This is a genomic window from Paraburkholderia largidicola (assembly GCF_013426895.1).
Classification (GTDB): domain Bacteria; phylum Pseudomonadota; class Gammaproteobacteria; order Burkholderiales; family Burkholderiaceae; genus Paraburkholderia; species Paraburkholderia largidicola.
Map to the genome: position 1 here is coordinate 2,059,285 of NZ_AP023175.1, position 17,595 is coordinate 2,076,879.

A 17,595-nucleotide genomic window follows, 5' to 3' on the forward strand; every position below is an offset into this window, starting at 1 on the left:
ACGCGCGGGCCTCGAACCAAGCCATTCATGGGTATTTTCTCGTTCGGCAAGAAAGACGACGCACCGACTCGGCGCGGCGCAAATTCCAGTTCCAGTCGCGGTAGTCGTGCCGAGCGCACTGAACGCGCGGAACGCGTCGAACGGCGCAGCCGCCGCACGGACCGTTCCGGCGACGCCGACGCGATGCTGCTCGATCCCACGCTTCCCGAGAAGCAACGTGCGCGACGCCGCCTGGTCGGCGCCATCGCGCTGGTGATCGCCGCTGTCGTCATTCTGCCGATGGTGCTGGATTCGCACCCGAAGCCCGTCACCGACGACATTTCCATCGATATTCCCAGCCGCCCCGCGCCCAAGCCGCGCGCGTCGGTCGACAACGACACGCAAGCTGCCGTCGCGCCGGACAATCCCGCCGCGCCGGATGCCGCGCTCGCGGCCTCGGGTCTGGCGCCCGCGGCGTCGGGCACGGCCGCTACGGGCGCCGTGGCGTCGCAGCACGACAACAGCAAGAACGCGCCGATCGCGATGACGCCTGCCAAGCCGCAGACGCCCGCTGTCGTCGCGAACAACGCGCCGGCTGCCAAGCCAGCAGCGAAACCGCAGGCTGACGCCAAGCCCGTGGCAAAACCGGAACAGAAACCCGCAGCCACGGAAACGGCGCAAGCAGCCGCTTCAGGCACGGAAACAGGTACGCCCGCGGCGCCTCCGGGGAGCCGCTTCGCGGTTCAGCTGGGCGCGTTTCAGGACGACGCCAGCGCACACGCATGGGTGACCAAGTTGAAAGCGGCGGGTGTGCCCGTATATACGGAGCGTCGCAAGCAGGCTGACGGCTCCAGTCGAACCCTGTTGCGCGCCGGTCCGTTCGCGGACCGTGCGGCGGCGTCGGCGGCGATCGCGAAGGTGCGCGAGGCTGGTCTGACGTCGGGCGCGAACAACGGCGCTGCGCAGTAATCCGGCGATGTTCACCGCGTTCGACTACGCTGTAATGGCGGTGATCGCCCTGTCAGCCATGCGCGGAACGTGGCGCGGCTTTTTGTCCGAGGTATTCGGGCTGATCGGCTGGATCGTCGCGTTTCTGGTGGCGGCGCGCTTCGTGGGGCTGCTGGTGCCCTACGTGCCGGCGAACTGGCCAGGCGGCGCGCTGACGCAGTGGCTGATCGCGTTCGCGGCGATCGTCATCGGCGTGATGCTGCTGGCCAGCGTGGCGAATGCGCTGCTGAGCCGGCTGGTGCAGGTGTCCGGTCTGGGCGGTATTGACCGCTCGCTCGGACTGGTGTTCGGCCTCGTACGCGGGGTCATATTAGTGCTGGTTCTGGTCGCCCTCGGTGGCTTGACCGAACTGCCCAAACAGGAATTCTGGCGCAACGCGCTGCTGCGGCCCTACGCCGAGCAGGGCGTGCGAGAGTTGAAGCCTCTGCTTCCCGAAACGCTCGCCGCCTACGTCCACGTGTAACGATCGCGTTGCATGCAAGGGGCGAAGGCGGATGACAAGGCGGGCCGATGGTGAAGCAGGCAGAACCACGGCGCGCGCGGCTGTCTCCCAGGCAGGCCGCACTGATCGAATTTCGTACCCTTTGAAGGACATGCCATGTGCGGCATCGTAGGCGTAGTTTCCCAGTCTCCCGTCAACCAGCTCATCTATGACAGCCTGCTGCTGCTGCAGCACCGCGGTCAGGACGCTGCCGGTATCGCTACGGCGAACGGCAACAATTTCCACATGCACAAGGCCAATGGCATGGTTCGCGACGTGTTCCGCACGCGCAACATGCGCAGCCTGCCGGGCAATAGCGGCATTGGCCAGGTGCGTTACCCGACAGCGGGTTCTGCGTCGAGCGAAGAAGAAGCCCAGCCGTTCTACGTGAACGCGCCGTTCGGCCTGATCCTCGCGCACAACGGCAATCTGACCAACTGGCAGCAACTGAAAGACGAGATGTTCCGCATCGATCGTCGCCACATCAACACGAATTCCGACACGGAAGTCATGTTGAACGTGTTCGCGCACGAATTGCAGTTGTCGAGCTCGGGCCTGCAGCTCGATCCCGCCGCGCTGTTCAAGGCCGTAACGGGCGTACACCGTCGTGTGCGCGGCTCGTACGCGATCGTGTCGCTGATTTCCGGCTATGGTCTGCTCGGCTTCCGCGACCCGTTCGGCATCCGTCCGCTGTGTATCGGCAAGCTGGAAACGGCGTCGGGCACGGAATGGATGCTGGCGTCGGAATCGGTGGCGCTGGAAGGCATCGGCTTCGAGTTCGTGCGCGACGTCGCGCCGGGCGAGGCGATCTTCATCGATTTCGAAGGCAACTTCCACGCGCAGCAATGCGCGCCGAACGCAAGCCTGAACCCGTGCATTTTCGAACTCGTGTATCTTGCGCGTCCGGATTCGGTGCTCGACGGCGTGCCCGTCTACAACGCGCGTCTGCGCATGGGCGACTATCTGGCCGAGAAGATCATGCGCGTGCTGCCCGACGACGTGAAGATCGACGTCGTCATGCCGATTCCCGATTCGTCGCGTCCGGCGGCGATGCAGGTCGCGGCGAAGCTCGGCGTCGAATATCGCGAAGGCTTCTTCAAGAACCGTTATGTGGGCCGCACCTTCATCATGCCGGGCCAGGCGGTGCGCAAGAAGTCGGTGCGTCAGAAGCTGAACGCGATGGGCATCGAGTTCAAGGGCAAGACGGTGCTGATCGTCGACGATTCCATCGTGCGCGGCACGACGTCGCACGAAATCGTGCAGATGGCACGCGATGCCGGCGCGAGCAAGGTGATTTTCGCGTCGGCGGCGCCGCCCGTGAAATTCCCGAACGTCTACGGCATCGACATGCCGACGCGCAGCGAACTCGTCGCGCACGGCCGTTCGGATGAAGAAGTGGCGCGCCTGATCGGCGCCGATTTCCTCGTCTATCAGGACGTCGACTCGCTGAAGAACGCGATCCGCGACATCAACCCGGCGCTGAAGGAATTCGAAGCGTCGTGCTTCGACGGCAACTACATCACGGGCGACGTGACGACGGAATACCTCGACCGCATCGAATCCGCGCGTCTTGCACCGTCCGCGCAATCGGACCGCGACGCGGCGAGCGACGCGATCGAAGGCGGCGCTGCGCGTTCGCAATTGCATCTGCAACTGTCGGTCGAGTAACGCGTCGTCAGCGCGCGAGCATCGGGCAACCGGGACTCGCGCGCGGCAACGGCCGTTGAAACCCGGCGCGAAAACCCGGCCGCAGTGTTACCATCGGGTTTTGCGTCGATTTGATCTCAGCTTGCGGACGCGGGGAAACCCAAAACAGCTAAAGCGAACGGTGAGCAGCAGCACAGCCATCGCGCTTACAGCTTTCCCCGCACACGAAGCCCGCTTATGCCGACGCAAAGCGGGCTTTTTTGTTGCTCTCGCGTGCGCGAACCTTCATGGCGAGCGCGCGACCTCGAAAACGGAACAGAACGAACATGGACGACTCCCTCAACTTCGACACGCTCGCAGTCCGCTCGGGCACGTTGCGCAGCGAATTCGGCGAACACTCGGAAGCGATCTTCCTGACGTCGAGCTTTGTGTTTGCGAGCGCCGCAGATGCTGCCGAGCGCTTCAAGAATTCCGAAGACTATTACACGTACTCGCGCTTCACGAATCCGACCGTGACGATGTTCCAGGATCGTCTCGCGGCGCTCGAAGGCGGTGAGGCGTGCATGGCGACGGCGTCGGGAATGAGCGCGATCATGTCGGTGGTGATGTCGGCGTTGCAGGCGGGCGATCATCTCGTCAGCTCGCAGAGCCTGTTCGGCTCGACGCTCGGCATGTTCTCGCAGATCTTCAGCAAGTTCGGCATCACGACGACCTTCGTCGATCCGACCGATCTCGACGCATGGAAAAATGCGGTGCGTCCCGAGACGAAGATGTTCTTCCTCGAAACGCCGTCGAACCCGCTGACGGAAATCGCGGACATCGAAGCGATCAGCAAGATCGCGAAGTCCGCGAATGCGCTGTTCGTCGTCGACAACTGTTTTTGCAGTCCGGCGCTGCAACAGCCGCTGAAACTCGGCGCGGACGTCGTGATGCATTCGGCCACCAAATTCCTCGACGGGCAAGGGCGCGTGCTCGGCGGCGCGCTGGTCGGCTCGAAGCAATTCATCATGGAAAAGGTGTTCCCGTTCGTGCGCAGCGCGGGCCCGACGCTGTCCGCGTTCAACGCGTGGATTCTGCTCAAGGGCATGGAGACGCTGTCGCTGCGCGTCGAGCGCCAGTCGGCGAATGCGCTCGAAATCGCGCGCTGGCTCGATCAGCATCCCGCCGTGAAGCGCGTGTTTTATCCGGGCCTCGAATCGCATCCGCAGTACGAGATCGCCAAGCGCCAGCAGAAAGCGGGCGGCGCGATCGTTTCGTTCGAACTGAAGGGCGACACGCCGGAAGCGATGCGCGCGAATGCGTGGCGTGTGATCGACAGCACGAAGATCTGCTCGATCACGGGCAACCTCGGCGACACGCGCACGACCATCACGCATCCCGCCACCACGACGCATGGCCGTATCACGCCGGAAGCGCGCGCGGCAGCGGGCATCACGGAAGGTCTGATCCGGCTCGCCGTTGGTCTGGAGAATGCAGCCGATATCCGCGACGATCTGGCGCGCGGCCTTGCAGGCTAATGATGTGAAGAAGTCAGTGAAGAAGTGAAACGAAACGGGCGCTGCGAAGCGCCCGTTTTGTCATACAGCCACGCTCAATGCAGCAAGGCGCGCCATTGGCCGGGCGCCATGCCGAAGCGCCGTGTGAACGCGTGCGTATAGGCGCTCTGATCGCCGAAGCCGACTTCGAGCGCAACGTCGGTCAATGAGCGGCGCGGATCGGCGAGCAGCGTGACCGACGTATCCAGCCGCAGACGCTGCAAATAGCGGTGCGGCGTTTCACCGAATGCGTCGATGAACAACTGATGAAAACGACGCATGCCGAAGCCGCAATGCTCTGCGAGATCCGCGATGCGCAGCGGCTCCGACAGACGCGCGCGCAGCCAGGCGTCGATGCGCGCAAAGTCGAGGCCAGCGCCCGGCGCAGCATCCGCCATGCCCGTGTCTTCGATGATCGCTGCGCATAAGCGAGCGGCCGCGTCCCAGTTGAAGCGCCGCCACGCGGCATCGCCATCGATATGTCCCGTCGCGCGGCCCGCGATATGCGAAACCAGTTGCGTGAGCGACGAATCGACGGTGACGGCGCGCGCCCGGTCGAACAGACGCTGCGGCACGGCGACCGACGACGCAGGCAAATCGAGCACCAACTGCCGGTTCTCGCCGACGCCCGCATAGTCATGCCGCGATCCTGCCGGAATGAGCCACGCGGAGGTCCGGTCGATTTCCTGCGCGACGCCGTCCACGGCCATCACCATCGACCCGTCCAGACCGAGCACGATCTGATGGAAGTCGTGCACGTCCGACGCTTCTACGGTGCCGTAACGGCGCAGGGAAACGCTGGGTGCATCGGTAACGGCGTGGCTCATCACAAAGCAGGCGGAAAAACGGCGGAAACGTTCAGACGCCGAGCAATTCGACTTCGAACACGAGCGTCGCGTTCGGCGGAATCACGCCGCCTGCGCCGCGCACACCGTAGCCGAGTTGCGGCGGAATGGTCAGCTTGCGCACGCCGCCGACCTTCATGCCCTGCACGCCTTCGTCCCAGCCCTTGATGACCATGCCGCCGCCGAGCACGAACGCGAAGGGGTCGTTGCGGTCCTTGCTCGAATCGAACTTCTGGCCGTCGGTCAGCCAGCCGGTATAGTGCACGCTGACGGTCTGGCCGGCCTTCGCTTCCGCGCCCGTGCCTTCCGTCAGGTCTTCGTACTTGAGGCCCGATGCAGTGGTGACAGTAGACATGCAATGCTCCTTGTAATCGTTCGAAACCGCTATTGTAGGCGTGTTGTCCTACCGTCGCGAAGATTGACCGAACGGCCATGCCTATAATGTCCAGACTGCAACCAACGGTGAACCGCCAACGAGGATGTCGATCGTGACCACGTCTACTCCGTCTTCTTCCGGCAACAACAAGGAGACGTCTGCCGTCGCCGAACGAACCGCGCGACGTTGCGCCGAAACGGCGCTTTTCATGCGCGATCATGTGCTGTCGCTGGTCTCGCACGACCTGCGCAGCCCGCTGAATGCCATTCACAGCTGGGCCTATGTGCTCGACCGCAAGATCGACGCGAACGACGCCACTGCGCAACGCGCGCTCGAGGGCATTCGCAACGGCGTCGAGCAGCAGGTGAAGCTGCTCGAATCGATCGTCGACACGACGCGCGCCGAGACCAAAGCGCTCGCTTTGAAACGCGCGCCGTTCGCGCTGCGCCCGTTGCTCGATGAAACGATCGGCGATGTGCGCGAGGCGCTCGCGGCACAGCGCGGCGTCGCGCTCGAACTCAATTCACCGCTGGCCGCGCAGCAGATGAACGGCGACCGCGAGCGTCTCGCCGCTGCGTTGTGGCTGCTCGTCACGTTCGCGGTGGAAGCGAGCGCCAACGGCGCGACCGTCACGCTCGATGCCGATGTCGATGCGTCCACGTTCCGCGCCACGGTCGCCTGGCAAGCGACGCCTGCTGCGCTGACGGACGCCGCGCTGCCTCACCTGCTCGAAAACTTCGCGCGTGCGCAAGCGACGCAGCCGCGCGAAGCCAGCCGCATTTCGTGGGTGCTGGGACTGTGCAAGCGCATCGCGGAAGCGCACGACGGCGCCTTCGAGCAGGGCGAATGGGCAGACGGCCAGCCGACCACGCTCAAGCTGCGCGTGCCGCTCGCCGGCGCATGACGCTCATCCATACGCGCATGGAATCGCGCGTGACCTGGCCGGATGGCCAGTCCGCGCGCGCTCAGCGCTTTCACGTGCCTTTCGCGCTCTATACTGACGGCTTTTGTTGCCGGAGTTCTTCGCTTTGATCCAGTTCGTCGCCCTCATTGGCGCGTTGTTGCTCGTTGCCCTCAACGGTTTCTTCGTTGCCGCGGAATTCGGTCTCGTCAAGCTGCGGCAGACTCGCGTGCAGACGCTCGCGCAGAAGCACGGCTTGCGCGGCAAGTTACTCGCGAAGGTGCATGGCCGGCTGGATGCGTATCTGTCCGCGTGTCAGCTTGGTATCACGCTCGCGTCGCTGGGGCTTGGCTGGATTGGCGAGCCGGCTTTCGCGGAACTGCTGAACCCGGTGTTCCATCTGCTCGGCATCGAAAACGAGAACCTGATACACGGCATCTCGCTGTTCTTTGCCTTCTCGTGTATTTCGTTCCTGCATATCGTGGTCGGCGAACTCGCGCCGAAGTCGCTGGCCATCCGCCAGTCCGAGCACGTCTCGCTGTGGACGGCGATGCCGCTGTATGGCTTCTACTGGGCGATGTATCCGGCCATCTGGGTGCTCAACTCGAGCGCGAACGCGGTGCTGCGCCTCGCCGGTCTGACGGCTGACCACGGCGGCGACACACACTACTCCACAGAAGAACTGAAACTGATTCTGCGAGGCCGTCGCGCGAGTGTCACGAACGAACTCGACGGCTCGAAAGACGCCTATTCGCAGGACGAATGGAACACGATTGCGCATTCGCTCGATTTCTCGCGCATGACCGTCTCCGACCTGATGCGGCCCGCGCATGAACTGGTGAGCCTGCGCCGCGATCTGCCGTGGCGCGAGAACATGCAGATCATCGCGCGGCATCGTTTCAGCCGTTATCCGTTGCTCGAGGATGCGACGGGCGAGCGCGTCGCGGGCACCATCCATCTGAAGGATCTGCTACTGGCGCGCCACGCGGGCAGCACGCTCGACGACCTGTCGCACTACGTGCGTCCGGTGCAGTACGTGAAACCCGAAATGCCCGCGCTGGAACTGTTCCGGCGCTTCCGCAAGGGTGCGCCGCATCTCGCGCTGGTCGGGCGGAAGAACGCGAAGCCGATCGGCTTCCTGACGCTCGACAATCTGCTCGGCGCGCTGGTCGGCCAGATTCACGACGAGTTCCGTCAAGGCGACGCGGACTGGACGCGCATGGACGACGGCACACTGATGGGCAAGGGCAGCTTGCCTGTGGTGTCGCTGGAGCGCGCGCTTGGTATCGATATCGACGAGGGTAGCGCGGAATCCGTCGGCGGCCTCGTGATCAACGCGCTCGGCGATCTGCCGGAAGAAGGGCAGCGGGTGGATTTCGATCGCTTCGACGTAGTCGTGAAGCGGATGAAGGGGCCGCGTATCGTGCTCGTGCGGGTGTATCCGAAGATGTTTGATGATGAGGGTGGTTAGGGCGTCGCACTCGCATCACACCCGCGGCACCCCATCCTCAACCAGCACGGCCACAGGCATCGTCGTCAGCGCATCACGCAGATACAGCATCCCGGTATCTTCGACCTTTGGCGCAGCAGGGCTAACCCAGTCGAACAACGCCCGCCCGAACAACTCTTCGGGCATCTGCACGGCCGTATCGTCCCACGCAATCGGATCGACGAGCGGCAAGTCGCTGCCAGCATCGAGCAGCGCCATCGACAGCCGCGTCGCAATCACCACTGCCCAGCAGTTGCCCTGCCGCCGTGCGAACGCAATCGCATGTGCGGCATGCTTGCCCTGCACCGTGAGCGGCGTATAGCTGCCGCTGCTCAGCAATTCAGGTATCTGCATGCGCAGCGCGAGCATCCGCTGATTGATCGCGAGCTTCACGCGGCCGTCGCGCCATCCGGCGAGGTAGTCGGATGGCGGCGCCTCGGCGAGCAGCGCCTGTCGCTGTGCAAAATCGACGGGTCGCCGGTTGTCGGGATCGACGAGACTGAAATCCCATAGTTCGGTACCCTGATAAAGATCGGGCACACCGGGCGAAGCGAGCCGCAGCAAGGTTTGCTGCAGGCTATTCACGACGCCCGCCCGGCTAATGCGCGCAACGAACCCGCTCAGCTCGCGCAAGAATCCGTCACGACGCTGCGGCGCGAGAATGTCGAACAGAAACTCGCGACAACCGTTTTCAAACGCTTCATCAGGCGCAAGCCACGTCGTGCGCAACTTCGCTTCGCGCAGCGCCTTCAACTGCCATTGCGCGACGCGCTCGGCGAGCGCCTTGACGCCCGCTTCGTCGTCGGGTGAAAGAGCGGGCGGCCAGCAGCCGACCAGCGTCTGATACAGCATCGCCTCAACGCCGGCGCCGGGCGCCCAGTCGTCGGCGTTGCCTTCGAGCGCGCGCCGGTGCGGCGTGTTCAACGTCGACCATGCGCGCAGCGTCGCAGCCCACTCATCGGCGATTTCACTCAGCACGGCGAGGCGCGCGCGCGTGTCCTCACCGCGCTTGTGATCGTGGGTCGCCGTCGCGAGCAGTGCGTGAGGGAAGCGCCGTGCGCGTTCCTGATTGCCCGCATGAAACTGCTCGACCGTCAGCGCGAACTCGCCTGGGTCCGCGCCCACTTCGCAACGCGACAGCAACCGTCCATAGCGATAGCACGCGGTATCTTCGATGGCTTTCGCGGCAACGGGTGCCGTCAGTTGCGAGAACAGCGTCTGCACAGTACGGCGCGCCGAGGCCGTGTGATTGAACGCGCCCGCGCCGCCATTCTGCTGCGGCGCCTGATACGCAGCGTTGCGTCCGTTGCCGTTCTCGTCGGCGCCGCTGCCGAGCCACGCATCGACGCGCGCCAGCACGCCATGATCGGCGCGCGACAGTGCCTGCTTCGCGGCATCGAGGGCGATGTCGAAGTACGCGTTGTCGGCGGCACTGCGCAGGCCGTTTTGCGGATAGATGCGGTAGACGGGGAAGTGTGCGGCAAGCTCGTTGGTCACGCGGCGGATCGCCGTATAGGTGAAATCACGCGTGGTGATGCTGTCGCGCGCCAGCCGATGCAGCGCGCGCGATACGCGGTCCAGTTCCGCAGGCAGATTTTCCGCGAGAATCTTGCGGCGCGCGGGCAGCGCTTCGTCGACGAAGTTCGCAGGGCGGCCGCTCAGTTCGGCCCATGCCTCAGCAAGCGGAGCGGCGCCCGCCGGATCATGCAGCAGCGCGCCAGCATCGTTCATAAAGTCGTAGCCCGTCGTGCCGTCCACGGGCCAGTCGTCACGCAGCGCTTCGCCGCGTCCGAGTATCTTCTCGACGACGATATACGGCGTCGTCCCCTCGCGCAGTTCCGACAGCCGTTGACGCAGCCGCTGCGCGTACTCGCGCGGTTCCGCGAGCCCGTCGATATGATCGATGCGCACGCCGTCGATCACACCTTCCGCATAGAGCCGGAAGATCAGCGCGTGCACGGCATCGAACACTTCGGGACGCTCGACGCGCACGGCCGCAAGCGTGCTGATATCGAAGAAGCGCCGCCAGTTCACCTCATCCGATGCCGTGCGCCACCACGCGAGCCGGAAGTGCTGCCGCTCGATCAGCCGGTGCAGGCGGTCGCGGCTGACGGGCTCGTTGGGCGAATACGCTTCGAGCACGAACTCGATGGCCGACGCGCCGTTCTGCTGCACGAATTCGCGCAGCGCGTCGCGGCCTTCGGCGGCGCGCGGATGATCAGTGGGCTGCGTCGTGATCGACGTGAAGCGCTCGGCGAGCGCGCTCAGATCGGCCCGATCCGCCGATTGTAGAATCGACGCGTAATCGATCGGGCAGACGGGGCACTCGTGCTCGCCATAGACGATGTTGAAGCGCCCACTGTCGGCGTCGAAGCGCAGCGCGATGCGGCCCGCGATCAGTTCCTCGCCGTAAGCCGCACCGAGCACGGGCATCAGCACCTTGCCGCGCAGCGCCGGGTCGGGCGAGTGCCAGTCGACATCGAAATAGCGCGCAAATGCGCTATGGCGGCCCCATTCGAGAATGTCCTGCCACCACGCGTTGTGCTTGCTCATGCCCATGTGATTCGGCACGACGTCGACGATCAGTCCCATGCCGAGTTCATGCAGCTTGTCGGTCAGACGCCGCAGGCCGTTTTCGCCGCCGCATTCGGCGCTGACCTGGCCATAGTCGACGGTGTCGTAGCCGTGTGTCGAGCCGGGCGTGGCCGTCGTGATCGGCGAAGCGTACAGATGGCTCACGCCGAGCGCGGCGAAATAGTCGACGTGCGCGAGCGCATCGTCGAACGTGAAGTCGCGATGAAACTGGAGTCGAAGCGTGGCGCGCGGAACAGTCATGGCGTATCGGACAACGAAGAGGCTGAGGTTGAGTCGGTGCGCGCCTGCTGGATGGCGAGCAGGCGGTCGCAAAAGGCGTCGTCGGCGAACAGGGCTTCGACGGGCTGGATCACGCGGCGGCGCCAGTTCGGATGCTCGTCGATCGAACCGGGCAAGTTCGGCTGATCCACGAGACCCAGCAGGTCTTCGAGCGGAATCGTGACGAGCGGCGAGGGCGTGGCGGCGACGAAGGCGAGCGCTTCATCGACGGGCGCTTCGTCGGGCGGCGGCGGATCGACGTCGGGCGCGGCAACCCCGGCTTGCTGGAACGCTTGCCAGAGCGCGGCGCGGTCGTCGTCGCGTTCGGCCTGCGCGAGCGCGACGGGATCGCGCCCGTCGGCACGCGGTGCGGTCTGACCGATACGATTGCGCCACACGATGTCCTCGCCGCGCCACCAGCCGGAAACGGTCGGCAGATCGTGCGTGGTCGTCGTTCCGACGGCGCCGTGATCCCATTCGGCGGGCGGCGTGAAGCCCTTGCCGTCTTTGGTGCGTTCGAACCACAGCACGCGGATGCCTGCGAGCCCATGCTCGCTGAGCCGCTCGCGAAAACCCGGCGGCACGGTGCCGAGGTCTTCGCCGATCACGATCGCGCGATGCCGCCACGATTCGAGCGCGATCAGCCGCAGCATGTCTTCGAGCGGATAGCGCAGGTACGCGCCGTTCTTCGCGCTCTCGCCTTCGGGCACGAGCCACAGTCGCCGCAGCCCGAGGATGTGATCGATGCGGATGCCGCCCGCGCAGGCGAACGCCGAACGCAGCATGTCGATGAACGCCGAGAAACCCTGATTGCGCATCGCGCGCGGCGAGAACGTGGTGAGTCCCCACGCCTGGCCCGCCTGGTTGAACAGATCGGGCGGCGCGCCGACGGACACGCCGTGCAGCATGTCGTCGCGATACGACCATGCGTGCGAGCCTGCGCTATCGCAGCCCACGGCAAGATCCGCGATCAGGCCGATTGCCATGCCCGCATCGCGCGCCGCGTGTTGCGCGTGCGACAGCCCCTTCGACGCGAGCCATTGCAGGAACAGATGAAACTCGACTTCATGCCGATGCTCGTTCGCGAACGCCTCGACTTCGGGGCTGCGCGGATCTTGCAACGCATCCGGCCATTTGCGCCAGTACCCTTCGCTACTGTGCAGCAACTGGAACGCGTGCAGCGCCTCGAAGCGCGCATGGTCTTCGAGCGCGCGGCCGCCGCGTTCGCAAAAGCCGTGAAACTCGAGCGCGCGCGGCGAATCCTGCGCGCGGTCGTTCGCGCAGAAACGCTCGAACAACACGCGCAGCATCTTGAGCTTGAGCGGCGTCGCCGTCTTCCAGTCGATCAGCGGCAGTGTCTCGAGTTGCGGCCAGACGTCGGTGCCGCCTGCCGCATCGAGCGCGGCCTGCGCAGCCTGTGCGCCGAACACGGCGGCGGGATCGATATGCGTGACGTTCAACCACAGCCGCGACGACGGCGAATACGGACTGAACGAGCCCGGCAACGCGCTGAACATCGCATGTGTCGGACTGACGGCGAGCGCATGCGCGCCGCGTTTCGCGCTTTCGATCGCGAGCGTGGCCAACGCCGTGTAATCGCCGACGCCGCCGTCGCCGACCCGGCGCAAGCCGTAGATCTGCGCGGCGATACCCCACAGCGGCGGCGCGTTCGTGTCGTCGCCGTGCATCGCGCGCCACGCGTCGGTGACCGTGTAGCACTGCGAGGGCGCGACGGCGAGCGTCATCCGGTGATCGTTGAGTACGAGCGTGTGATAGCCGGGCTCGTCGATGGGCGACAGCAGCGCTGCTTCGCCCCTCGGCGCCGTGAAGCGTCCATCGATCAGCGAGCCGCTTTCCAGTTCGATCCGGTAGTGACTGCCCGACTTGATCGCGGCGGCGGGCAATGCGATACCGCGTCCGCATTCGACCGTCATCAATGGCGGCAGCTTGCGGCCGGACAATTCGGCTTCGAGCGCGCCCGCGCTCTGGCGAATCTGCGTGGCGTTGCCGCATGGCAGGCCCATGCGTTCGAGCAGCGCGGCGAGCGTGCTGTCGGGCACGCGCTTTTTGTTGTGATGCGCGTCTTCCCATTCGACTTCGAAGCCTGCGCGTGCGGCGAGGGCGTCGATGGAAATACCGGGGCGTCGGGTCGTGGCCAAGCGTGTCACTCCTTAGGTCTGCACGTGCTTGCGCGCGTCGTGACCGACGGCATATCCGCTGACGTCGCCTGTCATCCAGGCGACGAATGCGTTGGGTGGCAACTCGCCTGCGTCGATGCGATCGCGCACGCGCGGCGGCGTTTCGAAGATCACCTTGCCGCCGGGGCGTTCGTCGAGCGATACGGCTTCATTGCCGAGATTCAGCACGATCGACAGCGTCTCGCCGTCGTCGAGTTTCCAGCGCGCGGTTAGCGCGTTCGCGTCCTGATCGCCCGCCGTCTTGAGGACCGTTGCGCCGAGCGCCTTCGCATGCCGCAGGCGCGGCGCGATCAGCTTTGCGCGCACGGCGAGGGCAGACTTGTAGAAATGCATCCAGTCGAGCGCGTCCTTCGCGTCAGGCGTGTCGCCATGCCGTTCGGCGGGTGGCGACGACATGACGAGCGTCTGCGGATCGTTCGGATCGGGAATCAGCGCGCGGCGCTTCTCGTCGGCGAATGCGGAGAAACGCGCGAACTCCTTGCGGCGTCCTTCGCGCACGGCGTTGGCCAGATCGCCGGTGTAATCGGTGAAGAACAGGAACGGCTGTTTCGAGCCATATTCCTCGTCCATGAACAGCAGCGGAATCTGCGGCGACAGCAGCAACAGGCCCGTGGCGGCGCGCAGCGCGTCATCGGAGCACAGCGTGCGCAGACGCTCGCCCATCGCACGATTGCCGATCTGATCGTGGTTCTGCAAAAACGCGACAAACGACGTGGGCGGCAGATGGCCGCTGGGCTCGCCGCGCGGCTTGCCGTCGTGGATCGGCGAAGGATCGCCCTGATAGCCGAAGCCGCTGCCGAGTATCCGCGCGAGCCGCTGGATCGGCTGGTCGGCGTACGCCGCGTAGTAGCCTTCGTGTTCACCTGTCAGCAGCACATGCAGCGTGTTGTGCGCGTCGTCGTTCCATTGCGCGGTGAAATGCCTGTCGAGCAGATTCGCCGTATTGCGCTCGTTTTCCAGCACCAGATGCACGTGACGTCCGTGCTGCACATGCGCGCGCACGTGATCGGCGAAACGGCGCAGCCAGTCGTCGTTGTCGATGGCGTGTACGGCGTCGAGGCGCAATCCGTCAAAGCGATATTCATTGAGCCAGTAGAGCGCGTTGTCGCAGAAGTACTCGCAGACTTCGCCACGCTCGAAGTCGATTGCGGGCCCCCACGGGGTGTGCGTGCCTTCGCGGAAAAACGGCTTCGCATACTGATGCAGATAATTGCCGTCCGGACCGAAGTGGTTGTAGACCACGTCGAGGAATACCGCGAGGCCGTGCGCGTGCGCGGCGTCGATCAGCGCTTTCAGGTCGTCGGGACGCCCGTATGCGGAATCGGGCGCATAGGGCAGCACGCCGTCGTAGCCCCAGTTGCGCGTGCCGGAGAAATCGTTGAGCGGCATCAGTTCGATTGCGGTAACGCCCAACTCAGCGATGGCGGGCAGGCGCTTCATCACGCCGCCGTAGCCGCCCAGCGCGCCGACATGCAACTCGTACAGCACCGTCTCTTCCCACGGCCGGCCGCACCAGCCCGTGTGCTCCCAGGTGTAGGCGCGCGGATCGATGACTTCGCTCGGGCCGTGCACGTCCTGCGGCTGAAAGCGCGACGCGGGGTCGGGAATCAGCAGCGCGCCGTCGAGCTTGTAGCGATACAGCGTACCCGCGCCGCAACCGATTTCCGTCTCGAACCAGCCGTTGCCCGTCGCGCTCATGTCGTGCGTGCCGGACCCGTCGCCGTTTTCGACGACGACCTGCACCTTCGCGCACGACGGCGCCCACAGCCTGAAGCGCGTGCGCGGGTTCGCGCTCGCCGCGCCGAGCAGCTGCGCGCCGAACGGCAGGCAGTGCGCGTGATGATGCGCGTGAGGGTCGATCGGACGTTCATGCATGATTGTCACCATTCGTCGGCATGTTGATACGCACACTCATTGCAGACCTTCCGGGCATGGGCTTTCTGTCGATAATCGGGCCCCGTGCCGTCAACCGGACCGCTCGGTGTCGGGCATCGATGTGCCCGGGTCCGGCGGCAATGCGGTCAACAGACGCGGTCCGTACTGCGCGCCCGCGCGCCAGCTTGCCTGCCAGTCCGCTTCGCCCGTGGGCTGCGCCGCTAGCACCACCATGCTGTGAGCGGGCACTTCCAGGTCGGGCGCCGCGAGCGGCGCGGGCGGCGCTTCGGGGTTCGCCGTATCAAGCAGCACATGCCATTCCAGGTGCGGCGGCGGGGGCATGAAGCGCAGCGCCGCCGACGATGCGTTCAACATCATCAACAATACTTCCGTTTCTCCATTCAGGCCTGCGCCGGCCCGCCGCAGCGTGAAGGCGCGGCCTTCCGGGTCCTGCCAGGCTTCGATGGTCAGCGCTTCGCCATGCTCGTCGAACCAGCCGACGTCGTAGAGACCTGGCAGCACTTCACGGTCGCCGAACAGGAAGCGGTTTTCGCGCAGCAGCGGATGCTGTTTTCGCAGCGCGATGATGCGCGCGAAGAACATAGTCATTTTGCGCCCGTGTGGGAGCGCGGCACGTTCCCAATCTATCCACGAAATTTCGTTATCCTGGCAATACGCGTTGTTGTTGCCGCGCTGGGTGCGGCCCATTTCGTCGCCGGCGAGCATCATCGGCGTGCCGAGCGCGATGAACAGCGTAGCGGCTAGCGAACGCGAAACGCGTTCGCGCGCCTCGGAGATCGCGGGTTCGTCGGTCGGGCCTTCGACTCCCCAGTTCGAACTGTAATTTTCGTTGTGGCCGTCGTTGTTGTTTTCGCCGTTGATCTCGTTGTGCTTCTGCGAGTAAGCGACGAGATCGGACAGGGTGAAGCCGTCGTGCGACGTGACGAAGTTGATCGACGCCGTCGGCTTGCGAAAGCGCCGGTTGAACAGATCCGCCGATCCCGTCAGCCGCGCGGCGAGATCGGGCCGCATGCCTGCGTCGCCGCGCCAGAAACGGCGCACGGAATCGCGGAAACGGTCGTTCCATTCGCTGACGCCAGGCGGATGATTGCCGAGCTGATAGCCACCGGGGCCGATGTCCCATGGCTCGGAAATCAGCTTGCGCTGCGACAGGATGGGATCTTGTCGCAGCGCGTCGAAGAAGCCCGAGCCGGGATCGAAACCCGAATGCTCGCGCCCGAGCGTGACACCGAGATCGAAACGGAAGCCGTCGATATTGAACGCGGTCGACCAGTAGCGCAGCGAATCCATCACCATTTGCAGCACGCGCGGATGGGGCATGTTGAGCGTGTTGCCGCAGCCGGTGTCGTTGATGTGATGGCGTTCGTCGCCTGGAATGAGGCGGTAATAGCTGGCATTGTCGAGTCCGCGCCACGACACGGTGGGGCCCATCTCGTTGCCTTCGCACGTGTGGTTGTAGACGACGTCGAGTATTACCTCGATTCCTGCCGCGTGCAGTTGACGGACGGCGATGCGCATTTCATCGAGCCGGTGCGCGGTGAGATACGACGGCTCAGGCGCGAAGAACGCGGCCGTGTTGTAGCCCCAGTAGTTGCGCAGCCCGCGCTCGACGAGAAAGCGGTCATTGAGGAATGCGTGGACGGGGAGCAGTTCGACGGCGGTGACGCCGAGCTTCAGCAGATGCTCGATGAATTCCGGCGACGCGAGCGCGGCGAACGAGCCGCGTTCGGGCGTGCGCAGGTCTTTGCGTAGCATCGATGCGCCGCGAACGTGGGTTTCGTAGATGACCGTTTCATTCCACGGGACGTTGGGGCGGGTGTCATGGGACCAGTCGAAGGCTTCGTCGACGACCACGCATTTGGGCATGGCTGGCGCCGAGTCTCGTCGGTCGATCGAAAGGTCCATTCTGTTCGAGTGCACGCGGTAGCTGAACAGGGCGTCCGACCATCGGAACTGGCCGATGAGCTTTCTGGCGTAGGGATCGAGCAGGAGTTTGTGAGGGTTGAAACGGTGCCCGTGTTGCGGTTGGTATGGGCCGTGGGCCCGGAACGCGTAGACCGTGCCCGGGTGGGCGTGGGGCAGGTAGCCGTGCCATACCTCGTCGGTGCATTCCGGCAGCGTGTAACGCTTCAGTTCTTTTCTGCCTGTCGGTTCGAAGAGGCAGAGTTCAATGCGTTGCGCGTTCGCCGAGAACACCGCGAAGTTCACGCCCAAGCCGTCCCAGGTTGAGCCTAATGGGTACGGGGCGCCCGGTAGTAGTCTGTCTGGTAGTACGTGCGGCATGGCAAGTGTTCCCGTTGTTCTTTGGTTTTGGCGTCGCCGTTCGATGTTTTGGCCTCTGCGTTGGGGCTGCGCGGGGCAGGCGGTTCGGATTGCTTGTGTTTTCG

The 17,595-nt window shown here is 64.7% G+C and carries 12 protein-coding genes; 6 read left to right on the forward strand and 6 right to left on the reverse strand.

Annotated elements, in window-relative coordinates; all coding sequences use genetic code 11:
- Positions 1 to 27: 27 nt before the first annotated feature.
- The 4 genes from PPGU16_RS25885 (at position 28) to PPGU16_RS25900 (ending at position 4,632) form a co-directional block, all read left to right on the forward strand.
- The gene (locus tag PPGU16_RS25885; RefSeq protein WP_180723240.1) at positions 28 to 948 is read left to right on the forward strand and encodes an SPOR domain-containing protein; all 921 of its coding nucleotides are present in this window, start codon (positions 28 to 30) and stop codon (positions 946 to 948) included.
- 7 nt (positions 949 to 955) lie between these two features.
- Positions 956 to 1,450, forward strand: a complete 495-nt coding sequence (locus PPGU16_RS25890; protein WP_180723241.1) for a CvpA family protein — start codon at positions 956 to 958, stop codon at positions 1,448 to 1,450.
- Between the two features lie 135 nt (positions 1,451 to 1,585).
- Positions 1,586 to 3,136, forward strand: a complete 1,551-nt coding sequence (gene purF, locus PPGU16_RS25895) for an amidophosphoribosyltransferase (protein WP_180723242.1) — start codon at positions 1,586 to 1,588, stop codon at positions 3,134 to 3,136.
- Between the two features lie 305 nt (positions 3,137 to 3,441).
- Positions 3,442 to 4,632: an O-succinylhomoserine sulfhydrylase gene (locus tag PPGU16_RS25900; protein WP_180723243.1), complete on the forward strand. Its 1,191-nt coding sequence runs from the start codon at positions 3,442 to 3,444 to the stop codon at positions 4,630 to 4,632.
- 74 nt (positions 4,633 to 4,706) lie between these two features.
- Here PPGU16_RS25900 and PPGU16_RS25905 read toward each other — a convergent pair whose 3' ends face one another.
- Positions 4,707 to 5,477 (reverse strand): AraC family transcriptional regulator, encoded by a 771-nt coding sequence (locus PPGU16_RS25905; RefSeq protein WP_180723244.1) that lies wholly within the window; start codon positions 5,475 to 5,477, stop codon positions 4,707 to 4,709.
- A gap of 31 nt (positions 5,478 to 5,508) precedes the next feature.
- Positions 5,509 to 5,850, reverse strand: a complete 342-nt coding sequence (locus PPGU16_RS25910) for an FKBP-type peptidyl-prolyl cis-trans isomerase (RefSeq protein ID WP_042315449.1) — start codon at positions 5,848 to 5,850, stop codon at positions 5,509 to 5,511.
- Between the two features lie 124 nt (positions 5,851 to 5,974).
- On the opposite strand from PPGU16_RS25910, the gene PPGU16_RS25915 reads away from it, so the two are divergent.
- Positions 5,975 to 6,775, forward strand: a complete 801-nt coding sequence (locus tag PPGU16_RS25915; protein WP_180723245.1) for a sensor histidine kinase — start codon at positions 5,975 to 5,977, stop codon at positions 6,773 to 6,775.
- A 124-nt stretch (positions 6,776 to 6,899) separates the two neighbouring features.
- Complete coding sequence (locus PPGU16_RS25920; protein ID WP_180723246.1) at positions 6,900 to 8,243, forward strand: hemolysin family protein; 1,344 nt, start codon at positions 6,900 to 6,902, stop codon at positions 8,241 to 8,243.
- A gap of 15 nt (positions 8,244 to 8,258) precedes the next feature.
- Here PPGU16_RS25920 and treY read toward each other — a convergent pair whose 3' ends face one another.
- The 4 genes from treY to glgX form a co-directional block, all read right to left on the reverse strand.
- Positions 8,259 to 11,096: a malto-oligosyltrehalose synthase gene (gene treY / locus PPGU16_RS25925; protein ID WP_180723247.1), complete on the reverse strand. Its 2,838-nt coding sequence runs from the start codon at positions 11,094 to 11,096 to the stop codon at positions 8,259 to 8,261.
- Positions 11,093 to 13,273, reverse strand: a complete 2,181-nt coding sequence (gene malQ / locus PPGU16_RS25930) for a 4-alpha-glucanotransferase (protein ID WP_180723248.1) — start codon at positions 13,271 to 13,273, stop codon at positions 11,093 to 11,095. The genes treY and malQ overlap by 4 nt, the downstream gene beginning before the upstream one ends.
- Before the next feature lie 12 nt (positions 13,274 to 13,285).
- Entirely contained in the window at positions 13,286 to 15,187 is a 1,902-nt protein-coding gene (gene treZ, locus PPGU16_RS25935; protein WP_180723249.1) for a malto-oligosyltrehalose trehalohydrolase, read from the reverse strand.
- A gap of 90 nt (positions 15,188 to 15,277) precedes the next feature.
- Positions 15,278 to 17,491, reverse strand: a complete 2,214-nt coding sequence (gene glgX / locus PPGU16_RS25940) for a glycogen debranching protein GlgX (RefSeq protein WP_180723250.1) — start codon at positions 17,489 to 17,491, stop codon at positions 15,278 to 15,280.
- Positions 17,492 to 17,595: the final 104 nt, after the last annotated feature.

Coding starts and splice junctions, on each gene's coding strand:
- purF (WP_180723242.1), top strand. CDS start 1,586: ATGTGCGGCATCGTAGGCGTAGTTTCCCAGTCTCCCGTCAACCAGCTC.
- PPGU16_RS25900 (WP_180723243.1), top strand. CDS start 3,442: ATGGACGACTCCCTCAACTTCGACACGCTCGCAGTCCGCTCGGGCACG.
- PPGU16_RS25890 (WP_180723241.1), top strand. CDS start 956: ATGTTCACCGCGTTCGACTACGCTGTAATGGCGGTGATCGCCCTGTCA.
- glgX (WP_180723250.1), bottom strand. CDS start 17,491: ATGCCGCACGTACTACCAGACAGACTACTACCGGGCGCCCCGTACCCA.
- PPGU16_RS25905 (WP_180723244.1), bottom strand. CDS start 5,477: ATGAGCCACGCCGTTACCGATGCACCCAGCGTTTCCCTGCGCCGTTAC.
- treY (WP_180723247.1), bottom strand. CDS start 11,096: ATGACTGTTCCGCGCGCCACGCTTCGACTCCAGTTTCATCGCGACTTC.
- PPGU16_RS25885 (WP_180723240.1), top strand. CDS start 28: ATGGGTATTTTCTCGTTCGGCAAGAAAGACGACGCACCGACTCGGCGC.
- PPGU16_RS25910 (WP_042315449.1), bottom strand. CDS start 5,850: ATGTCTACTGTCACCACTGCATCGGGCCTCAAGTACGAAGACCTGACG.
- PPGU16_RS25915 (WP_180723245.1), top strand. CDS start 5,975: ATGTCGATCGTGACCACGTCTACTCCGTCTTCTTCCGGCAACAACAAG.
- treZ (WP_180723249.1), bottom strand. CDS start 15,187: ATGCATGAACGTCCGATCGACCCTCACGCGCATCATCACGCGCACTGC.